The organism is Marcopretia estuarina LEGE 06307 (assembly GCF_056633115.1).
Map to the genome: position 1 here is coordinate 760525 of NZ_JBSJOY010000001.1, position 19522 is coordinate 780046.

The following is a 19522-nucleotide window of genomic DNA, read 5'->3' on the forward strand; positions in this document are numbered from 1 at the left end:
GCTCTGGGACCGACGCTCCAATGGCGTCTGCGCCTCAAATCAGCGGAGAAAACTGTGGTTTGCGCTCGCCGTAGATGAGCGCGTGGAGAGCGGGATCCTGCATGTAGCTCAGGATGCGGGCGGGGTAATCCAGCTTGCCGTTGTGGAGGTAGGCCAGGGTGGCGAGAGCCTTGGCATCGCGGGGACCAGCGCTGGCTTGCAGGAGGCGGTCGGTGGGGAATCCCAGCAGGGTGGAGAGGCGGTGAAACTTGCCCACCAGCAGCTGCACATTCCGCTCGGGGACCAGCAGCTCACGCCGGGCGGCAGCCCGTTCTTCGGGGCTGGCATCGGCAGGCAGCAAGCCCTGATGCACGAACTCATCGACCCCCAGCTGGGCAGGCCCGTGGGTCTTGAAGAGGCCGGAATCGGCCGCCATCGGCAGATCTTCACCGGGTTTCGCCCGCTGAATCTCGTCGAAAAGCACGGCGGCAACGAGCATCGGGTTCACACCGAGCCGACGTGACTCGCTCACGATCACCGGCCTCAGCTCCTCAATGCGGCTGACCGTGTGGGCACGCAGCGGGGTGAGCTGATCCAGGCCGTGGGTGAGCAACTGGGCCAGCTTCGGCTGGGGACCATGCACGCCGAAACGGCGCTGCAGCTCACGCAGCTCTTCCGGGGTGAAATCGACCGGATTCGCCCGCAGACCCTGCATCGCCAGCTTGGCGGGTTTGCCGCTGCGGGCATTGAGACTGGTGCTGAGGGCAGCTTCGTGCAGCTTGAGCAACGAGGCAGCATCGGGGTGGCGAACGGTGGCCACCTGCGCATTGATCAGGCCGAGGGCGAGGACCCAGCTGGAGGCTCGCAGCAACGCCGGTGTGCGAAGGGAGCCAAGCGGAATGCGTAGCTTCAAGGCAGCCTTCAAACCGGGTTTTGGAGTCAATTGTTAAATAAACTCTACCGTCGTCCACTGGCTGCTCCCGCACCTTGGGCCGTTTGTGTGGCCGTCCATACAATTACGCCGCTTGCGTGTTCCGGCTCACGGCGATGGGCTGTGTCACGGTTCAGAGGGCGATTCCACCGATAGGTTCATCGCCAGAACCTGTCACTTCCACCAGGGCGCATGACCACGTTTCCAGACTTCAAGCCGCAGCCTTCGGCGGAACAGTGGCAACGGTTCTGTTCGCTGCTCTGGCACCACGAAGGGCTGGGGATGTGGCTGGATGTGAGCCGTATGGCAGTGGGGGCTCAACATTTCGAGGAGCTGGCCCCCGCCTTCACCTCCGCGTTCGCGGCCATGGCCGCGCTGGAGGCCGGAGCCATCGCGAACCCGGATGAAGGACGCCAGGTGGGTCACTACTGGCTGCGGGCGCCGCAGCTGGCGCCCGAGCCAGGAATCGGCGCCCACGTCCGCCAGGAGATCGACGGCATTGAAGCCTTCGCCCAGCAGGTGCTCTCCGGTGAGATCCAGCCGCCGGGCCTGGCGCCCTTCACCGATGTGCTGTGGATCGGCATCGGCGGTTCCGGCCTCGGCCCGCTGCTGATCCTGCGGGCGTTGCAGCAGCAGGGTCAGGGCCTGCCCTTTCACTTCTTCGACAACGTCGATCCGCAGGGATTCAGCCGCACCCTGGCCGGCCTCGGCGAGCGGCTGCGCACCACCTTGATGGTGGTGGTGAGTAAATCGGGCGGCACGCCGGAGCCGCGGCTTGGCATGGAGCAGGCGCGGGCCCGGCTGGAAGCGCTGGGCGGCAGCTGGGCCGATCAGGCGGTGGCGGTCACGATGGCGGGCAGCCAGCTCGACCGGCTGGCAGTGGAGGAGCGCTGGCTCCGCCGTTTCGACATGTTCGATTGGGTGGGCGGCCGCACCAGCATCACCAGCGCCGTGGGCTTGCTCCCGGCCGCATTGATCCAGGCAGATCTGCGCGGCTTCCTGGCCGGTGCCGCTGAGATGGATGAGGCCACCCGGGTGCCCGAGCTCACCGCCAACCCGGCAGCATTGATGGCTGCGGCCTGGTATGTGGCGGGCAACGGCAAGGGCCACCGCGACATGGTGGTGCTGCCCTACCGCGACCGCCTCGAGGTGTTCAGCCGCTACCTGCAGCAGCTGGTGATGGAGTCGCTGGGGAAACGGCTCGACCGCAACGGTGAACCCGCCTACCAGGGCATCGCCGTGTACGGCAACAAGGGATCCACCGACCAGCACGCCTACGTCCAGCAGCTCCGCGACGGCATCGACAACTTCTTCGTCACCTTCATCGAGGTGCTGGAAGATCCCACCGATGTGCCGCCGTTGCACGGGGAACATCCCGGTGACTACCTGGACGGCTTCCTGCAGGGCACCCGCGCTGCCCTGTCTGAAGGCGGGCGGCAGAGCATCACGCTCAGCATGCGGCGCTTCGATGCCCGCCTGCTGGGCGCCCTGGTGGCGCTGTTCGAACGCGCTGTGGGGCTCTACGCGGAGCTTGTGAACATCAACGCCTACGACCAGCCGGGCGTGGAGGCGGGCAAGAAGGCGGCCGCCGTGATCCTGGATCTGCAGAGCCGGCTGGAAGCACTACTGGCCGATGGCGAACCCCACGATCTGGCCAGCCTTCAGGGGCAGCTCAGCATCGACAGCCCCGAGCCCCTGTTCTGGATCCTGCGCCACCTCTGCGGCAATCCCCGCGGCTATGTGGCCAGCGGCGATTGGGGCACGCCCTCCTCCCTGGTGTTTCGCCGCTCCTGAGCCGGAGCCCCTGGGGGCAGGATGGGGCTGGTTTCGGGGGGCAGTCCATGATCCGTTCACGTGCGGCGGTGGCCTGGGCGGCCGGTCAGCCCCTGGAGATCACCACGATCGACGTGGCACCGCCACGAGCGGGAGAGGTGCTGGTCCGGATCGTGGCGACAGGCGTGTGCCACACCGATGCCTTCACCCTCTCCGGCAGCGATCCGGAAGGGATTTTTCCCGCAGTGCTTGGCCACGAAGGCGCCGGTGTGGTGGAGGCCGTGGGGCCGGAGGTGAGCTCTCTGGCGGTGGGGGATCACGTGATTCCGCTTTATACGCCGGAATGCCGCAGCTGCAGCTTCTGCCTGTCCGGCAAGACCAACCTCTGCCAGGCGATCCGCGGCACCCAGGGACGGGGCCTGATGCCCGATGGCACCAGCCGCTTCTCCAAGGACGGCCAGACCATTCATCACTACATGGGCACCTCCACGTTCTCGGAATACACGGTGGTGCCGGAAATCGCCCTGGCGACAATCAACCGCGACGCCCCGCTCGACAAGGTGTGCCTGCTGGGCTGCGGCGTCACCACCGGCATCGGCGCAGTGCTGAACACCGCCAAGGTGGAGGCGGGCAGCACGGTGGCCGTGTTCGGCCTCGGTGGCATCGGTCTGGCGGTGGTGATCGGCGCGGTGATGGCCGGAGCGGCGCGGATCATCGGCATCGACACCAATCCCGACAAGTTCGCGATCGCCCGCCAGCTCGGTGCCACCGAGTGCATCAATCCGAAAGACAGCACCACCCCGATCGAGCAGGTGGTGATCGAGCGCACCGATGGAGGCGTGGATTATTCCTTCGAGTGCATCGGCAACGTGGCGGTGATGCGCGCCGCCCTTGAGTGCTGCCACAAGGGCTGGGGTGAATCCACGATCATCGGTGTGGCCGGCGCCGGCCAGGAGATCTCCACCCGTCCGTTCCAGCTGGTGACCGGCAGGGTATGGCGGGGGTCGGCCTTCGGCGGCGTGCGCGGCCGCACGGAATTGCCCGGCTACGTGGAGCGCTACCAGAGGGGCGAGATCCCGCTTGACACCTTCATCACCCACACCATGGGGCTGGATCGCATCAACGAAGCCTTCGATCTGATGCACGCCGGAGCCAGCATCCGCACGGTGATTGATTTCGCCGGTTGAAGCTGGGGGCACACCGCGCCACCCCGATCGACGGCCGCTCTGGCCTCAGCACAGGCGTTCCGGCATCGTCACTGGCCATCGGCAGCCCAGCACCGATCCGTCCCCTTCTGCGGCGTTTTCGTCCATGAGCGACTCCCTTCTCGAAGCCATCAGTGAAAGCCGGTGCTTCGGTGGCGCACAACGCCGCTACCGCCATCGCTCCAGCGTGCTGGGGTGCAGCATGCATGTGTCGGTGTTTCTGCCCCCGCAGGCGCTCGCCGGCGCCCGGGTGCCGGCCCTCTACTGGCTCTCGGGGCTCACCTGCACCGACGAGACCATGGTGCAGAAGGCGGGCGCGCAGCGGCTGGCAGCCGCCCTTGGCCTGGCCCTGGTGGCCCCGGACACCAGCCCCCGGGGGGAGGGCGTGCCCGATGACCCCGACGGCGCCTGGGATTTCGGCCTGGGGGCAGGCTTCTACCTGAATGCCAGCGAAGCCCCGTGGGCCACCCACTACCGCATGCACGACTACGTGGTGGCGGAGCTGCCTGCCCTGCTGGAGAGTGCCTTGCCGCTCAACGAGCGGCGCGGAGTGAGCGGCCATTCGATGGGCGGCCACGGGGCCCTGATCTGTGCCCTGCGCAACCCGGGCCGCTATCGCTCGGTGTCGGCGTTCGCGCCGATCGCCCAGCCCAGCACCTGCCCCTGGGGGGAGAAAGCCTTCAGCCGCTACCTGGGCCCTGAGCGTGGCAGCTGGGCCGCCTGGGAGGCCTGCAGCCTGATCGCCCAGGCCAGCGAGCGCTTGCCGCTGCTGGTGGATCAGGGCAGCGCCGACCCGTTTCTCCACCAGCAGCTGAAGCCCGATCAGCTGCGCAGCGCCGCTGCCGCCGCCGGCCACCCACTGGAGCTGCGGCTACAGCCCGGCTACGACCACAGCTACTTCTTCATCGCCAGCTTCATCGACGACCACCTGCGCCACCACGCCGCCGCCCTGCTGGCCTGAACCGGCCATGGGGCAAGGGCGCAGGGGAGCAAGGTTCAGGGCACCAGGTTCACGAGCTTGCCGGGCACCACGATCACGCGGCGTGGCGGTTGGCCGTCCAGCCACTTGCGGGCGATGTCGCTGTCGAGGGCCAGGCGCTCGAGGGTGGCGGCATCGGCATCGGCGGGCACATCGAGGCTGCCCCGCACCTTGCCTTTCACCTGGATCACCAGGGCGATGGTGTCCTGCACCAGGGCAGCGGGATCCAGCTCGGGCCAACCCTGCCGGTGCACGCTGCCGGCCCCGCCCAGCTGCTCCCACAGCTCCGCGGCCAGGTGAGGGGCGAAGGGCGCGAGCAGCACCAGCAGGGTGCGCACCGCCTCCTCGGCCACCGGTGCCGAGACAGCCTCCAGGTGAGTGCCCATGGCATTGCTGAGCTTCATCAGCTCCGACACGGCGGTGTTGAACTGATAGCGCCCGTCGGCCAGGTCATCGCTGATCGCAGCGATCGCCGCATGTACGCAACGGCGCAGCTCCCGGTCGCTCTCGGACGCATCAGCCGCGGCGCCAGGATCGGCGCTGGCAGTGACCGTGGCCGCCATCGACACGCCACGGCTGCGGGCGCCCTGAACCTGCCGCCACACCCGCTGCAGGAAACGGAACTGGCCCTCCACGTCGGCGTCATCCCATTCCAGATCCTTTTCCGGCGGGGCTTTGAACAGGATGAACATGCGGGCGGTGTCGGCGCCGTAGCGATCGATCACGGCCGCGGGATCCACGCCGTTGTGCTTCGACTTCGACATCTTCTCGAAGAAAACCTCCAGCCGATCGCCGTTGATCGGATCGCGGGGATCATTGGGATCGGCCACATCGGCCGGAGCAATGTATTTGCCGGTGTGCGGATTCTTATAGGTGAGGCTCTGCACCATGCCCTGGGTGAGCAGACGCTGGAAGGGTTCATCGAAGCTGAGCAGGCCGCGGTCGCGCAGCACCTTGGTGAAGAATCGGGAATAGAGAAGATGCAGGATCGCGTGCTCGATCCCGCCCACGTACTGGTTCACCGGCAGCCACTGATCGGCGGTCGCCTTGGCGAACGGTAGTGATTCGTTGTGAGGATCACTGAAGCGGAGGTAATACCACGAGGAACACATGAAGGTGTCCATCGTGTCGGTTTCGCGCCGGGCAGGACGGCCGCAGCTGGGGCACGGCACGTTGACCCAGTCGTGCAACTGGGCGAGCGGTGAGGCTCCCTTGCCACCGAAGGCGACACCGCGGGGCAGCTCCACCGGCAACTGCTCGGCCGGCACCGGCACCACGCCGCAATGGTCGCAGTGCACCACCGGAATGGGGCAGCCCCAGTAGCGCTGGCGGGAGATCAGCCAGTCGCGCAGGCGGAACTGCACCCGGGCGCGGCCCCAGCCCTGTGCTTCCGCATGGGCCACGATCGCGGCCTTCGCCTGCCCCGATGGCTGCCCGTCGAACGGCCCGGAATGGATCAGCACACCGGGCTCGGTCCAGGCGGTGCCGTCCCAGTCGTGTTCATCGGCTCCCTCCGGCACGATCACCCGCCGCACGGGAAGTTCGTACTGGCGGGCGAAGACGAAATCACGCGGGTCGTGGGCCGGTACGCCCATCACGGCACCGGTGCCGTAATCGGCCAGCACGTAATCGGCGATCCAGAGCGGAATCGCCTCCCCCGTGAACGGGTGGCGCACCGAACGGCCGAGCGGCACGCCCCGCTTGGGTCGGTCGTCGGCCAGCCGCTCTTGCTCGCTCTGCAGCCCCACCCGCTCGCAGAACACACGCACCGCGTCCTCCTGCTCGGGCGCGGTGAGCGTGGCCACCAGCGGATGCTCGGGCGCCAGCACCAGATAGCTCACCCCGTAGACCGTGTCCGGACGGGTGGTGAACACGGTGATGGTGGTGTCCTGGGTGGTGCCGTCCGGCGCCAGCACGGGAAACTCCAGCTCTGCCCCCACAGAGCGGCCGATCCAGTTGGCCTGCATCGTGCGCACCCGCTCCGGCCAGCCCTGCAGCTGGGGCAGGTCGTCGAGCAGGGCATCGGCGTAGGCAGTGATGCGCAGGAACCACTGCCGCAATTGCCGCCTTTCCACCCGCGCGCCGGATCGCCAGGAGCGGCCGTCCCCATCCACCTGCTCATTGGCGAGCACGGTCTGATCGACCGGATCCCAGTTGACGGTGGCCTCCTTGCGGTAGGCCAGGCCGGCATCGAGAAACTGCAGGAACAACCACTGGGTCCAGCGGTAGTAGTCGGTGTGGCAGGTGGCCAGCTCACGGCTCCAGTCGATCGACAGACCGAGGCGCTGCAACTGCTGACGCATCTGGGCGATGTTGCGATCGGTCCAGTCACCGGGGTCGATGCCCCGTTCAATCGCGGCGTTCTCAGCCGGCAGACCGAAGGCATCCCAGCCCATCGGATGCAGCACCCTGCGCCCCCGCTGGCGCTGCACGCGGGCGATCACATCGGTGATGACGTAGTTGCGCACATGGCCCATGTGCAGATTCCCCGAGGGGTAGGGGAACATCGAAAGGGCGTAGAAGGTCTGCTCCGTCGCCGCGGGGGCGTCGGCAGACGACGGGCCGGGGTCTGGCGTGGCATCCAGCCCCTCGGCCTGCCAGCGGGCCTGCCAGCGGCTCTCGATCGTCGCGGGCTGGTAGCGACCCACCTCTGGAGCGGTGGCGCGGCCGCTCTCGGCTAAAGGGGACGTATCGGTGGGGCCGGTCTCGGCGATGACCTTCTCGGACACGAGCTTCTCGGGCACGACGGACTTGGCGGCGGCCGCAGGGATCAGCCGTTCACTCTCACGCCCGATCGTGCCACAGCCGTTTCCGACGCCCCCGGCTCAGGGCGTGGAGCGGATCGACACCACCATGCGGCGATTGATCAGAACCGGGTCGCCCTCGTGTTCACCGCGCAAAGCCAGGAATTCGGGGTCTTGCCAGAGCAATGAGCCGGTGACCTGCACGGAATCCACCAGCAGCAGTTCCAGCTGGTTGCGGCCCCGGATCCAGTGCTGAAGCTGGCGTACGCCCGGGAGGCTCGAATCAAGGGCGGTGATCTCCATAAGATCGGACCCAGGCCTGCTGGGAGAACGGGATGCTGGCGTTCAGCAAGTATCAGGGATTGGGCAACGATTTTCTGTTGCTCGACGGTCGCAACGCCACCACCGTTGATTTCTGTTTTGATCTCACCCCAGAACGGGTGAGCCTGCTCTGCGACCGCCGCTTCGGTGTGGGCGGCGACGGGGTGATCCTGGCGCTCCCCCCCGAGAACGATGGAGAACTGCGCATGCGCATCTTCAACGCGGACGGCACCGAGCCTGAGATGTGCGGCAATGGCATCCGTTGCCTGGCCCGCTTCCTGGCCGACAGCGACGGCGATGCACCGGGCCGCCGCTGGGTGGTGGAAACCCTGGCCGGCCTGATCGTGCCGGAGCTGCTGGCCGATGGCTCCGTGCGCGTCGACATGGGCACGCCGTTCCTGGTGCCTGAGCAGGTGCCCACCACCCTGGCGATCGGTTCGGCCGGCCTGCCCCAGGGGGAACTGAGCGTGGCGGGCGAGAGCTTCGCGGTGGCCGCCGCCGGCATGGGCAACCCGCACGTGGTGCTGCCGGTGGAGGCGGTGGCAGCGGTGGATCTGGAACGGCTCGGCCCGCTGCTGGAGTGCCACCCGGCCTTCCCCGCCCGCACCAACGTGCACTTCGTGGAAGCGATCAGCCCCAGCCATCTGGTGATGCGGGTCTGGGAGCGGGGGGCCGGGCCCACCCTCGCCTGCGGCACGGGCGCCTGCGCCACCCTCGTGGCCAGTCATCGCCTCGGCCTGTGCGAACGCTCGGCCCGCGTCGATCTGCCCGGCGGCACCCTCTGGATCGACTGGGACACCAGCTCGGACCACCTGTTCATGAGCGGGCCGGCAGAGCCCGTGTTCGACGGGGTGCTGGCGCCGGAGCTGTTCGGTGAGCTGCCGCCCGATGCGCCCGCAGCTGCTGAGCGGGCAGAGGAGAGCGATGGCCTCGAAGGCACTGCCCCCTCCGCGCCGAGCGGCGGCCTCGCGGGCGTTGCCGGCACCAGCCCGTTGGGCGCACCAGCGGACCTGCCCGAGGCGGCCCCTGCGGATCCAGCCGTCAACTGCGCGGTGGAATGCACCAGGGGCTGTCAGCGACCAGACGACTGCCCCAATGCGGCGGCAAGGGCCCGGGTGGAAGCCTTGCTCAACAGCCGCTCGCTTGATGATCTGGTGACCCTGGCCAGCAACTCCCGGGAGGCGCGCACGCGGCAACGGCTGGAACGGGAGGGCTGAGCAGCCTGAGTAGGGTCGGCGCGCCCGCCACCGATTCAGCGTGCTTCCTCCCGATCTGCTCAGCGCCGAAGCCCAGGCCATGGAGGGATTGAAGGCCGCCCTGGCGGAAAGCGCCACCGGCCGCTGGACCCTGGAGTTCCGCTTTGAAGGGTTGCGTCTGCTGCCACTGGTGCTGCGGCTCGGCCAGGCCCTGCAGGCGCAGGAACGGCAGTTCCGCCTGGTGTTCCCCGATGCGGGTGCCACTGCCCTGGCCCAGCGCGACGCCCCTGACCTGGCCGCCCGCACCGGCAGCCTGAAGGACCAGGAGCGGTTGAACGCCGCCGTCGCTGATCCTGTGGCTGCTGCTGGAGCTGGGGCTGCAGCAGAGCCTTTGGATTCAGACGTCGCCAGCGCAGAGGCTGGGGATTCCAGCGCCCCTCAGGGCCCTGCCGGCGACGCACAGAGCGATGCCGCCCCAGGCGACACCCTGCTGCTGCTGGTGGCGCCAGGCCCGTCGGACTACGACGCGGTCGAGCGCCTCTGCCTGAACCATCGCGGCGGGGTGGTGCTGCTCAACGGCAGCCTCGAGGATGCGGCCGTTGGGATCGGCAGCGTGGCGCGGGAGCGGCGGCGAGGCTTCCTCTCCACCTGGCGCAGTGCCTATGCCCTGCTACCCCTGCCCGAGGGCGCCCTGCGCCGCTGCTTCCCCGGCCCGTGGGAGCTGTACCGCAACGACCCCGATGGCCACCGCCTGGTGGAGACCTTCGAGCAGAAGCCCGATGCGGAGCAGGTGGCGGAAACGCTCAGCCCCGGACAGGCGGCCACAGTGGCGGGCGGTTTGCAGGCCCTCGATCGCTTTCTCGGCAGTCTGAGGAACTGACGGCCTGCGGCCGCACCGATGTGCGAATTCAGGAGCTCCACCCCCCTGGTGGCACCTGGCCAGGCTCCTTAAGCTTGCGTGTCTGAACGTTGCGCCATGGCCGCCGAGCCCCAAACCACCCGCCGCTCCTGGAGTCTGGTGGACGTCGGAGCAGCCGCCGCCGTGCTGATGGCCCTGGCCGGGGTGATCTGGAGCCCGAAGCTCAGCGGTGCGGTGGCGGAAGCCACCGGCGCCATGCAGCCGGTCACGGTGATGGTGGATGTGCGAGGAGCCTCGGTAGCGGATCCCCAGGCCCTGATCCGCTCGATCCGCAACGACGGGGAGGTGAGCATCGTGATCCGCAACCAACCCCACGGCACGGTGAAGCTGCAGGAGCTGGTGCCGCTGCAGCGCCGCCTCGTGGCGGTCCAGCCCGACGGACGGGTGGTGACCGCCATCGACCCCAACCAGGCCGTGTTCGGTTCGCTTGATGCCCGCTTCGTCCTAGAGGGAAAAGGGCGCAAGACCAGCGGTGGCGTGGTGTTCGGCAACCAGAACCTCAAGATCGGCGCCCCTGTGGAGCTTGAAGGCCGTGACTTCCGCATCGGCGGCACGGTGTCGGGTCTGAAACTCGGAGTCAGCTGACATGACACGTTCCGCTCAGAAGCTCAGCCGCCTCGGCCTCAGCCTCGGGCTGGCGCTGGCCACCTGCGCTCCGGCCATGGCCATGCCGATGGCGAGCCTGCCGGCGGCGCCACCGGCCGTCGGGTTGCCCCAGTTGCAGAACCAGGTCAGCTGCCCGGCCCTGCAGCAACGGGTGCGCGCCCACCTCGGCCCCGAAATCGGTGTGTGGAGTGTCACCGTGGCCGATGGCAACGGCCGGCTGCTGGCCGATGTGAACGGCCTGCGTCCACGCGTGCCGGCCTCGAACCAGAAGCTGGTCAGTTCCGCCTTCGCCCTCGACCGGCTGGGCCCCGACTACCGCCTCACCACCCGGCTCTGGCGTCTGCCTGATGGCACCCTGCGCCTCACAGGCGAGGGGGATCCCGATCTCGATCTGCCCCAGCTGCAGCGCTTCGCCCAGCTGGCCCTTGGTTCAGGAGGTGGGCCAGGCCTGCCGGGTGCCAACGTGCGCCTGGAGCTGGCCGAAGAACCGCCCCAGGCCTGGTGGCCCCAGGGCTGGCATCCGGAGGATCGCGCCTACGCCTATGGGGCGCCGATCACCCGGCTGGCCATCACCAGCAACGCGATCGACATGGCTGTGGCCAATCCACCCGGTCGTCTGCAGCGCCTGCTCACCCGCACACTGACCAGCCAGGGAGGGCGGAACGTGCAGCTGGCCATGGTGTCGTCCCTTGCGCCGCTGCCGGAAGGATCCGTGCTGCTGCACGAGGAACCCTCAGCACCGATGCACAACCTGCTCAGCCTGGCGAATTCCGAAAGCCACAACTTCACCGCTGAGGTGTTGCTGCGGCAGGCAAGCGGCACCTGGTCGCTGCCCCAGAGCCGGCAGGCTGCCCTGCAGTGGCTGCGGGCCCAGGGGTTGCCCACCGAAGGTGTGGTGGTGATGGGCGGAAGCGGCCTCGACCGCGGCGACCGGCTAACCTCCCGCCTGCTCGCCGGCCTGCTTCTGCGCATGGCCCAGCACCCCTTCGGCTCCAACTACATCGCCTCGATGGCCGTGGCCGGGCGGCGCGGCACCCTGCGCAACCTCTACAAGGGCACCAGCCTCGACGGACGGCTGCACGCCAAAACCGGGACGCTCACCGGCGTGCGTTCGATCAGCGGCGTGCTCGACACCACGGATGGCCCCCGCTACGTGAGCCTGATCTCCAATGGAGCCGGTTCACCGAACACCACGATCGGCCGAGTGCTCCGCGACGTGCAGATCGTCAGCCTCTGCCAGCCACCTGCCTGAGGCGTGAGGCGGCGCGGCGGGCGCGGCTGGTGAGGGGAGCCTCCTTGGCTTCAGCCTCAGCGGCGGGTTGGAGGACGGCACGATCACTGGCCGGAGGGGTCTCGCTGGTCTGCAGCCGCCCCAGCTCACGCCGCCCGGCATGCACCACCTTGTTGAGTTCACCGAGCCGCGTTTCCAGCTCCGTCAGCACCTGCTCGGCATAACGGTTGGCGCCTTCCTGCACCGCTCCCGCCTCCTGCCGCGTGCGGGTGATCAGCTGTTCGCACTGCTGCTGGGTCTGCTGGCGGAACTGCAGGGCGTCGCTGTGCAGGCGTTCGGCCTCCGCCTGGCTCTCGCGCTGAATGCGCAAGCCTTCCTGGCGGATCTGCTCGATCTCCTGCAGGCTCTGCTGACGACTGCGTTCATGCTGGTCGCCCAGCTGACGCTTGAGCTCGGTGTACTCGGCGTCGAGCTGCTGGCGGCGCTGGATCGCCTCCTGCTCCAGTTGCTGGCGGCGCGCACCGAACTGCTGCTCCATCTGGGCCTGACGGGTCTGGTGCTCCTGCTCTGCCTGGGCCACCTGCTGACGGGTGGCCAGCTGCATCTGCTCGCACTGCTGGCGGGTGTGCTCCCGGATCTGCGCCCCCTGCTGTTCCGCTTCCTGCCGCACCGAAGCGGCATTGATCAGCTGCTCCCGCTCGCGGCGGGCCTGCACCATGATCTCTTCGGCCTGCTGCCGCGCCTTGGCGATGAACGTGTCGCGCTGAGCCAGCAGCTCCTGCGCCTGAAGCAGCTCCGCCGGGAGCTTCTCGCGAATCGTGTCGAACACCTCGATGGCGTCCTGCTCGTTCACCAGCCGGCCGCCGCTGAAGGGGATGCGCGAGCCCTCCAGCACGATCTCTTCGAGCTGTTCGAGCTGTTCCAGCACGCTGATCCGAGTCTCGGTCATCTCATCGGGGCGGGAATGTCTGATTAAAGAGCCTGGCGAGTTCCTCCGCCACTCCGCCGGGCACCAGGTGGCGCACCTCACCGCCGAAGCGCGCCACCTCCTTCACCACGCTGCTGCTGAGGAAGCTGTGGGGCACGGCGGTGGCCAGGAACAGCGTTTCCACCTCCGGCGCCAGGCTGAGATTGGTGTGGGCGATCTGCAGCTCGAACTCAAAATCGCTCATCGCCCGCAGCCCCCGCAGGATCACTCCCGTACCCGTCCGGCGCGCGAACTCCACGGTGAGGCCGTCGAAGCTGCCCACCTCCACATTGCTGAGATGGACGGTGGCGCGGCGGATCTGCGCCAGCCTCTGGTCAAGCGAAAAGCTGGGCTGTTTGGAGGGGTTCTGCAGCACCGCCACCAGCACCTGCTCGAACAGGCGACTGCTGCGCTCGATCAGGTCGAGGTGGCCAAGGGTGATCGGATCGAAGCTGCCGGGGTAGAGGGCCTTCATGGGAGCGGGGGCGAGGGGCCCGGCGGCGGGAGCGGCGGGGGGATCCTATGGAGGCTGCTGCTGGCTGCGGTCGCGAGCGGTCCCCCCCTCCGGCTTGCCTAAGGTTGGAATCACCTCCAGGAACCAGGCCATGGCTGTGGATCTCAACGTCGATGGCGCCGCCACCCCCGTGCTCGACAGCGCCGCGAAGAAAACCCTGCTGCGCAAGATCCCCCACGGCGTGTTCATCTGTGGCGTGGCCGAGGGCGATGACGTCAACGGCTTCACCGCCAGCTGGGTCACCCAGGGGTCGTTCGATCCGCCGCTCGTGGTGATGGCCGTGCGCGCCGATTCCACCAGCAACGGCATCATCAGCCGCACGGGCCGCTTCTCGCTCAACGTGCTCTCTGCCGAGCAGAAAGACCTGGCGGCGGTGTTCTTCAAGCCCCAGCAAGGCATCGGTGGCCGCTTCGATGCCGCTCCCTTCACGCTCGGGCCCCTGGGCCTGCCTGTGCTCGACGACGCACTCGGCGCCGTGGAATGCACGGTGGTGGGCCAGGTGGCCCACGGTGATCACACCGTGTTCGTGGCGGAAGTGAAGTCGGCCCAGCTGCACCGCGATGGCGCCGCACTGGAGCTGTCCGCCACCGGCTGGCAGTACGGCGGCTGAGCCGCCTCTCGCGGGAGCATTGGACATGGGGGCCACGCTGCAACCGCTGCTGATGGATCAGGCACGCCTGGCCCAGCGGCTGAAGGAGCTGCCGGCCGAGCCGGGCTGCTACCTGCTGCGCGATCTCGACGACCGCATCCTTTACATCGGCAAATCGAAGAGCCTGCGCAGCCGCGTGCGCAGCTACTTCCGTGATTCCCACGATCTCAGCCCCCGCATCAGCCTGATGGTGCGTCAGGTGGCGGAGATCGAGTTCATCGTCACTGACAGCGAAGCCGAGGCGCTGGCGCTGGAATCCAACCTGATCAAGAACCACCAGCCGCACTTCAACGTGCTGCTCAAGGACGACAAGAAATATCCCTATCTCTGCATCACCTGGAGCGAGGCCTACCCGCGCATCTTCATCACCCGTCGCCGCCGGCTGCGCAGCCCGCTCGATCGCTTCTACGGGCCCTATGTGGATGTGGGTCTGCTGCGCCGCACCCTGTTTCTGGTCAAGCGGGTGTTTCCGCTGCGTCAGCGCCCCCAGCCTCTCTACAGGGATCGCACCTGCTTGAACCACGCGATCGGCCGCTGCCCCGGCGTGTGCCAGGAAAAGATCAGCCCTGAGGCCTACCAGCACACCTTGCGCAAGGTGGCCATGGTGTTCCAGGGCCGCAGCGACGAACTGCTTGTGCTGCTGCGCGCCCAGATGGAGCGCTACGCCGAACGGGAGGATTTCGAGGCGGCCGCCCGGGTACGCGACCAGATGCAGGGGCTCGAGCAGCTCACCGCCGACCAGAAGATGGCCCTGCCCGATGCCTCCGTGTCGAGGGATGTGCTGGCGCTGGCGGCCGATGCGCGCGTGGCCGCCGTGCAGCTGTTTCAGATGCGGGCCGGCAAGCTGGTGGGGCGGCTCGGCTACACCGCCGATGCCACGGTCGCCAGCCCCGGGGCGATCCTGCAACGGGTGCTGGAAGAGCACTACAGCCAGGTGGAGCCGGTGGAGATCCCACCGGAGGTGCTGGTGCAGCACCCCTTGCCGCAACAGGCGCTGGTGGAAGACTGGCTGAGTGAGCGCCGGGGCCGCAAGGTGCGGCTGCAGCACCCGCAGCGGCAGCAGAAGGCCGATCTGATCGAACTGGTGGAACGCAATGCGGCCTTTGAGCTGGGCCGGGCCCAGCGCAGCGCCGAGCAGCACCAGCTCGCCACCGAAGACCTGGCCCAACTGCTGGATCTGCCCGTGCCGCCGCGTCGGGTGGAGGGCTATGACATCAGCCACATCCAGGGCAGCGACGCGGTGGCCTCCCAGGTGGTGTTCGTGGATGGGCTGCCGGCCAAGCAGCACTACCGCAAGTACCGCATCCAGAGCAGCAGCATCCGCTCCGGCCACTCCGACGACTTCATGGCCATGGCCGAGATCATGCGCCGCCGCTTCCGTCGCTGGGCCCAGGCGAAGGCGGAGGGGGCCGATCTGGTGGCACTGCGCAAGGCCACAGGCACCGCACTCCACACCGGCGGCCTCAACGACTGGCCCGATGTGGTGATGATCGACGGTGGCAAAGGACAGCTCTCGGCGGTGATGGAGGCGCTGCGGGAACTGAACCTGCACGAAGACCTGGTGGTGTGCTCCCTGGCGAAGCAGCGGGAGGAAGTGTTCCTGCCCGGCACCAGCCAGCCGCTGGAGAGCGAACCCGACCAGCTCGGCGTCGTGCTGCTGCGGCGTCTGCGCGATGAAGCGCACCGCTTCGCGGTGAGCTTCCACCGCCAGCAGCGGGGGGAGCGGATGAAACGTTCGCGCTTGAGCGACATCCCCGGGCTGGGACCCAAACGGGTGAAGGAGCTGCTGGGGCACTTCCGCTCGATCGATGCGATCCAGCTGGCCAGCCCGGCCCAGATCGCTGCGGCGCCCGGCGTGGGCCCCGCCCTGGCCCAGCAGATCTGGAGCTACTTCCACCCCGAGGCTGACCACGACACGGCTGACCATGACGGGCCCGATCCGGACAACCTGGTGCCGGCCGCCGATTGTGAGCGGCATGAAGCCCCAAGCGTTGCGCAGGAGCCTGGTGGCCGGATCGGCAGCGGCGCCGGCGCCGCCCTCGTGCACTGAGCAGGAGGCAAGCCATGGCGGGGCTCGGGCTCTGGGTGCTGGGCGACCAGCTGCACGCGCAGCAAGCTGCTCTGGCCAGCAGCGTCCCCGGCCAGGCGCGGGTGGTGCTGATCGAGAGCAGTGGTGTGGTGGCCCGCCGCCGCTACCACCGCCAGAAGCTGGTGCTGGTGTGGAGCGCCATGCGGCACTTCAGCGCCGAGCTGCAGGCGCTCGGCTGGCAGGTGGACCTGTTGGAGGCGGCGGAATTCGGCACCACCTTGATCGACTGGATCCAGAGGCAGGGCATCCGCACCCTGCGCGTGATGGAGCCGGCGGATCGCCCCTTCCGGCAGGCGATCGAACGGCTTGATCTGGGCGGGCGCACCGGCGTGCAGCTCGAATGGCTGCCCTCCAACCACTTCCTCTGGAGCCGGGAGGCGTTCGCGGCCTGGGCTGGCCGCTACAAGCAGCTGCGCATGGAGCTCTTCTACCGGGAGGGGCGCCGCCGCTTCGGCGTGCTGATGGAGGACGGCGAACCGCGCGGCCAGCAGTGGAACTTCGACAAGGACAACCGCAAGCCACCGCGCCAGGGAATGGAAGGGCCGGCCCCGCTGCTGTTCAGCCCCGATGCGATCACGCGGGCCGTGATCGAGAAAGTGCGGCGTCTCGATGCGGAGCGGGCCGCCGCCGGGGAAGCGCCGCTACCCGGTGCGCTGGAGCCTTTCCATTGGGCGGTCACCCGCCAGCAGGCGCTGCAGGTGCTTGATCACTTCGTGGCCACCCGCCTGGCTGGTTTCGGCCCCTACCAGGACGCCATGGTCAGCGGCCAGCCCACGCTCTGGCATGCCCTGATCAGCCCCTACCTGAACCTGGGCCTGCTGGAACCGCTGGAGGTGATCCGCCGGCTGGAGTCGGCAGGTACGAGCGCGGCGAGCGGCGTGGAGCCACCGGTGCCGCTCGCCAGCCTGGAGGGGGTGATCCGGCAGCTGCTCGGCTGGCGCGAATACATGCACGGCCTCTACCACTGGTTCGGCGAGGGTTATGCAGGCCGCAACCACTTCGGCCACACCCAGCCCCTGCCCCTCTGGTTCGAGCAGCTGGGCGGCAGCGGCATGGCCTGCCTGGATCAGGTGCTCGGCGAACTGGATCGCACCGGCTACGCCCATCACATCCAGCGGCTGATGGTGCTGGCCAACTACGGCCTGCTGGCAGGGCTCGATCCCCAGGCCCTCACCGCCTGGTTCCACCGTCTGTTCATCGACGGCCACGACTGGGTGATGCAGACCAACGTGCTGGGCATGGGGGTCTTTGCCGACGGCGGCCTGCTGGCCAGCAAGCCCTACGCCGCCAGCGGCCGCTACATCGCCCGCATGAGCAACTACTGCAAAGGCTGTCGTTTCGACCCGGCACAGCGGACCGGGCCGTCAGCCTGCCCCTTCACGACCCTCTACTGGCATTTTCTGGATCGCCACGAAGCTCTGCTGCGCGGCAATCCCCGCATGGCCCTGGTGATCGCCCAGCTCGATCGCCTCCCTGCCGAGGAGCGGCAAGCGGTCGCCGTCGCCGCTGCGGCCCACCTGGAGCGGGCGGCCGGATCGGCCCCCACCGGTGCCGCCTAACTTGAACGGGCCATCCCTTCGCTGCCGATGCCGGCCCTGGCCCTGCCCCCCGAGGCCTACCTCTGGTTCAAGACCCTCCACATTGTGGGCGTGGTGGTGTGGTTCGCCGGACTCTTCTATCTGGTGCGCCTGTTCATTTATCACGTGGAAGCCGAAGCGCTGGACGAGCCCCTGCGCGCCGCTTTCCACAGCCAGTACGAGCTGATGGAGCGCCGGCTGGCCAACATCATCACCACGCCCGGCATGGTGGTGGCGGTGACGATGGCGGTGGGGTTGCTGCTGGTGCAGCCGATCTGGCTGAAACAGAGCTGGATGCACGCCAAGCTGGCCGTGGTGCTGGCCCTGCTCGTGTACCACTGGTTCTGCTATCGCCTGATGGGGCAGCTCAAGGCGGGCACCTGTCGCTGGAGTGGCAGGCAGCTGCGGGCGCTCAATGAGCTGCCCACCCTGATGCTGGTGCTGGTGGTGATGCTGGTGGTGTTCAAGGCCCAGTTCCCCACGGGAGCTGCCACCTGGTTCCTGGTGGCCCTGGTGGTGGCGATGGCGGCCTCGATCCAGTTCTATGCCCGCTGGCGGCGGCTGCGTTCCGAACGGGAGGCGATCGCAGGTGCCGGCTGACCACCCACTCGTGGAGGTGCTGGCGGCGGTGGACGCGCAGAGCTGCCCCACCAGGCTCAACTTCCATTGCCACACCCATTGCAGCGACGGCAGCCTCGAACCGGCCGCCGTGGCCGACCAGGCGCTGGCGATGGGCCTTGAGCATTTCGCCGTCACCGATCACCACAGCATCGCGGCCTACCAACCGGCTCGGGCTCACCTGGAGGAGCGCCAGCGACTGGGGCAGCGGGTGCCGCAGCTTTGGAGTGGAGTGGAAATCAGCTGCCTGCTGGAGGGCTGCCTGGTGCATGTGCTGGCCCTGGGCTTCGAGCTGCACCACCCGGCCCTGGCGCCTTACGTGCGCGGCCATGCGGTGGTGGGGCCAGGGCTGCGCGCCGGCAAGGTGCGGGAAGCGATTCATGCCGCCGGTGGCCTGGCCTTGCTGGCCCATCCGGCCCGCTACCGGCGTCCCCACCAGCAGCTGATCGCGGCGGCGGCAGAGCTCGGCTTCGATGGGGCCGAAGCCTTCTACGACTACGACCTGACCAGCCGCTGGCAGCCCACACCGTTGGTGTGCGACGCAATCGCCAGCCAGCTGCAGAGCCTGGGTTTGCTGAGAAGTTGTGGCACCGATACCCATGGACTGGCCTTGTCAGGCCGCTAGGGTTCATCACAGGTTTCCGTTTCCTCACCATGGGTCTCTTCGATCGTCTGTTGAACATCGGTACCAAGGACGCCAGCTTCTCCTCCAAGCCGGCCAAACCCGAGAAGCCCGCCGCCAAGGCTGGCGAACAGACGTTCTTCCTCGACCCCGACACCTCCAGCTCCATGGGCAACGTGGAGTACATGCGGCGCTCCAACAAAATCCGGCGCACCTTCCCCGGCAATGCCGACAATCCGGGTGAAAAGGAGATGGTGCAGGAAGTCGATTCGATGTCGGCGCGGCTGGAGAAAGCCAGCAGCGGCCTGCCGGTGAACGCATCGCCTGAATCCAACACCAGCCTCACCGGTGGCGTGCCCAAGCCGGTGAAGAAAACCTTCGCGGCCCGCCTCACCTCCGCTGAACTTGGTCAGCGGCTCAAGGGCGCGGCAGTCGCCGTCAACACGCCCGGCGGCAGCTCTGCAGGGCGCAAGGCCGATGCCGCCGGCAGTTCCCAGCCCCAGTTCACCCAGAAGCCGGCCAAGCCTGGCGACATTGACCCGTTCAAGGCCATGGCCCGCGACCTCAACAACTGATCGGCTTGGTAAGCGGCCGCGGTTCAC

17 protein-coding genes and 1 pseudogene are annotated in these 19522 nt (G+C 68.1%); 13 read left to right on the forward strand and 5 right to left on the reverse strand.

Translation table 11 applies throughout. The features are described 5' to 3' along the window. Positions 1 to 34 precede the first annotated feature (34 nt). Positions 35 to 892: a helicase DnaB gene (locus ACWJI3_RS03895; RefSeq protein WP_233132965.1), complete on the reverse strand. Its 858-nt coding sequence runs from the start codon at positions 890 to 892 to the stop codon at positions 35 to 37. Between the two features lie 210 nt (positions 893 to 1102). Between ACWJI3_RS03895 and ACWJI3_RS03900 the strand changes: the two genes are divergently transcribed. From ACWJI3_RS03900 to fghA, 3 genes are all read left to right on the forward strand, one after another. After that, complete coding sequence (locus ACWJI3_RS03900; RefSeq protein ID WP_255139719.1) at positions 1103 to 2704, forward strand: glucose-6-phosphate isomerase; 1602 nt, start codon at positions 1103 to 1105, stop codon at positions 2702 to 2704. A 50-nt stretch (positions 2705 to 2754) separates the two neighbouring features. Then, on the forward strand, positions 2755 to 3870 hold the full coding sequence (locus ACWJI3_RS03905; protein ID WP_198948292.1) for an S-(hydroxymethyl)glutathione dehydrogenase/class III alcohol dehydrogenase: 1116 nt from the start codon (positions 2755 to 2757) through the stop codon (positions 3868 to 3870). 124 nt (positions 3871 to 3994) lie between these two features. Further along, complete coding sequence (fghA, locus tag ACWJI3_RS03910; protein ID WP_480202928.1) at positions 3995 to 4849, forward strand: S-formylglutathione hydrolase; 855 nt, start codon at positions 3995 to 3997, stop codon at positions 4847 to 4849. Between the two features lie 35 nt (positions 4850 to 4884). Here fghA and leuS read toward each other — a convergent pair whose 3' ends face one another. Both leuS and ACWJI3_RS03920 read right to left on the reverse strand, forming a co-directional pair. After that, entirely contained in the window at positions 4885 to 7515 is a 2631-nt protein-coding gene (gene leuS / locus ACWJI3_RS03915) for a leucine--tRNA ligase (protein WP_480202997.1), read from the reverse strand. A 177-nt stretch (positions 7516 to 7692) separates the two neighbouring features. After that, the gene (locus ACWJI3_RS03920; protein ID WP_094512834.1) at positions 7693 to 7914 is read right to left on the reverse strand and encodes an Hfq-related RNA-binding protein; all 222 of its coding nucleotides are present in this window, start codon (positions 7912 to 7914) and stop codon (positions 7693 to 7695) included. Positions 7915 to 7946: 32 nt separating this feature from the next. Here ACWJI3_RS03920 and dapF point away from each other — a divergent pair, with 32 nt between their 5' ends. From dapF to ACWJI3_RS03940, 4 genes are all read left to right on the forward strand, one after another. Then, on the forward strand, positions 7947 to 9149 hold the full coding sequence (gene dapF / locus ACWJI3_RS03925) for a diaminopimelate epimerase (protein WP_480202929.1): 1203 nt from the start codon (positions 7947 to 7949) through the stop codon (positions 9147 to 9149). A 40-nt stretch (positions 9150 to 9189) separates the two neighbouring features. After that, positions 9190 to 10008, forward strand: coding sequence for a DUF1995 family protein (locus ACWJI3_RS03930; protein ID WP_480202930.1), 819 nt, complete (start codon positions 9190 to 9192; stop codon positions 10006 to 10008). A 96-nt stretch (positions 10009 to 10104) separates the two neighbouring features. Further along, positions 10105 to 10632 (forward strand): DUF4330 domain-containing protein, encoded by a 528-nt coding sequence (locus tag ACWJI3_RS03935; RefSeq protein ID WP_094512836.1) that lies wholly within the window; start codon positions 10105 to 10107, stop codon positions 10630 to 10632. Between the two features lies 1 nt (position 10633). Then, a complete protein-coding gene (locus ACWJI3_RS03940; protein WP_094512837.1) occupies positions 10634 to 11905 on the forward strand; it encodes a D-alanyl-D-alanine carboxypeptidase/D-alanyl-D-alanine-endopeptidase in 1272 nt (423 codons plus the stop codon). Here the strand turns inward: ACWJI3_RS03940 and ACWJI3_RS03945 are convergent. Both ACWJI3_RS03945 and coaD read right to left on the reverse strand, forming a co-directional pair. Then, positions 11880 to 12833, reverse strand: a complete 954-nt coding sequence (locus ACWJI3_RS03945) for a coiled-coil domain-containing protein (protein ID WP_255100890.1) — start codon at positions 12831 to 12833, stop codon at positions 11880 to 11882. The two genes, ACWJI3_RS03940 and ACWJI3_RS03945, sit on opposite strands and share 26 nt — an antisense overlap. A 1-nt stretch (position 12834) precedes the next feature. Further along, on the reverse strand, positions 12835 to 13326 hold the full coding sequence (gene coaD / locus ACWJI3_RS03950) for a pantetheine-phosphate adenylyltransferase (protein WP_480202931.1): 492 nt from the start codon (positions 13324 to 13326) through the stop codon (positions 12835 to 12837). A gap of 130 nt (positions 13327 to 13456) precedes the next feature. Here coaD and ACWJI3_RS03955 point away from each other — a divergent pair, with 130 nt between their 5' ends. The 6 genes and pseudogenes from ACWJI3_RS03955 (at position 13457) to ACWJI3_RS03980 (ending at position 19495) form a co-directional block, all read left to right on the forward strand. Next, positions 13457 to 13975, forward strand: coding sequence for a flavin reductase family protein (locus ACWJI3_RS03955; protein WP_480202932.1), 519 nt, complete (start codon positions 13457 to 13459; stop codon positions 13973 to 13975). Then, positions 13926 to 15923, forward strand: a pseudogene (uvrC, locus tag ACWJI3_RS03960) (excinuclease ABC subunit UvrC); the annotation flags it as partial. The gene ACWJI3_RS03955 and the pseudogene uvrC, both read left to right, overlap by 50 nt. A gap of 155 nt (positions 15924 to 16078) precedes the next feature. Next, complete coding sequence (locus ACWJI3_RS03965; protein WP_480202933.1) at positions 16079 to 17662, forward strand: cryptochrome/photolyase family protein; 1584 nt, start codon at positions 16079 to 16081, stop codon at positions 17660 to 17662. Between the two features lie 27 nt (positions 17663 to 17689). Next, entirely contained in the window at positions 17690 to 18280 is a 591-nt protein-coding gene (gene hemJ, locus ACWJI3_RS03970; protein WP_094512843.1) for a protoporphyrinogen oxidase HemJ, read from the forward strand. Further along, positions 18270 to 18923 (forward strand): PHP domain-containing protein, encoded by a 654-nt coding sequence (locus ACWJI3_RS03975; protein ID WP_369803023.1) that lies wholly within the window; start codon positions 18270 to 18272, stop codon positions 18921 to 18923. Before hemJ ends, ACWJI3_RS03975 begins: the two co-directional genes overlap by 11 nt. A gap of 29 nt (positions 18924 to 18952) precedes the next feature. After that, positions 18953 to 19495: a hypothetical protein gene (locus tag ACWJI3_RS03980; RefSeq protein ID WP_094512845.1), complete on the forward strand. Its 543-nt coding sequence runs from the start codon at positions 18953 to 18955 to the stop codon at positions 19493 to 19495. Positions 19496 to 19522: the final 27 nt, after the last annotated feature.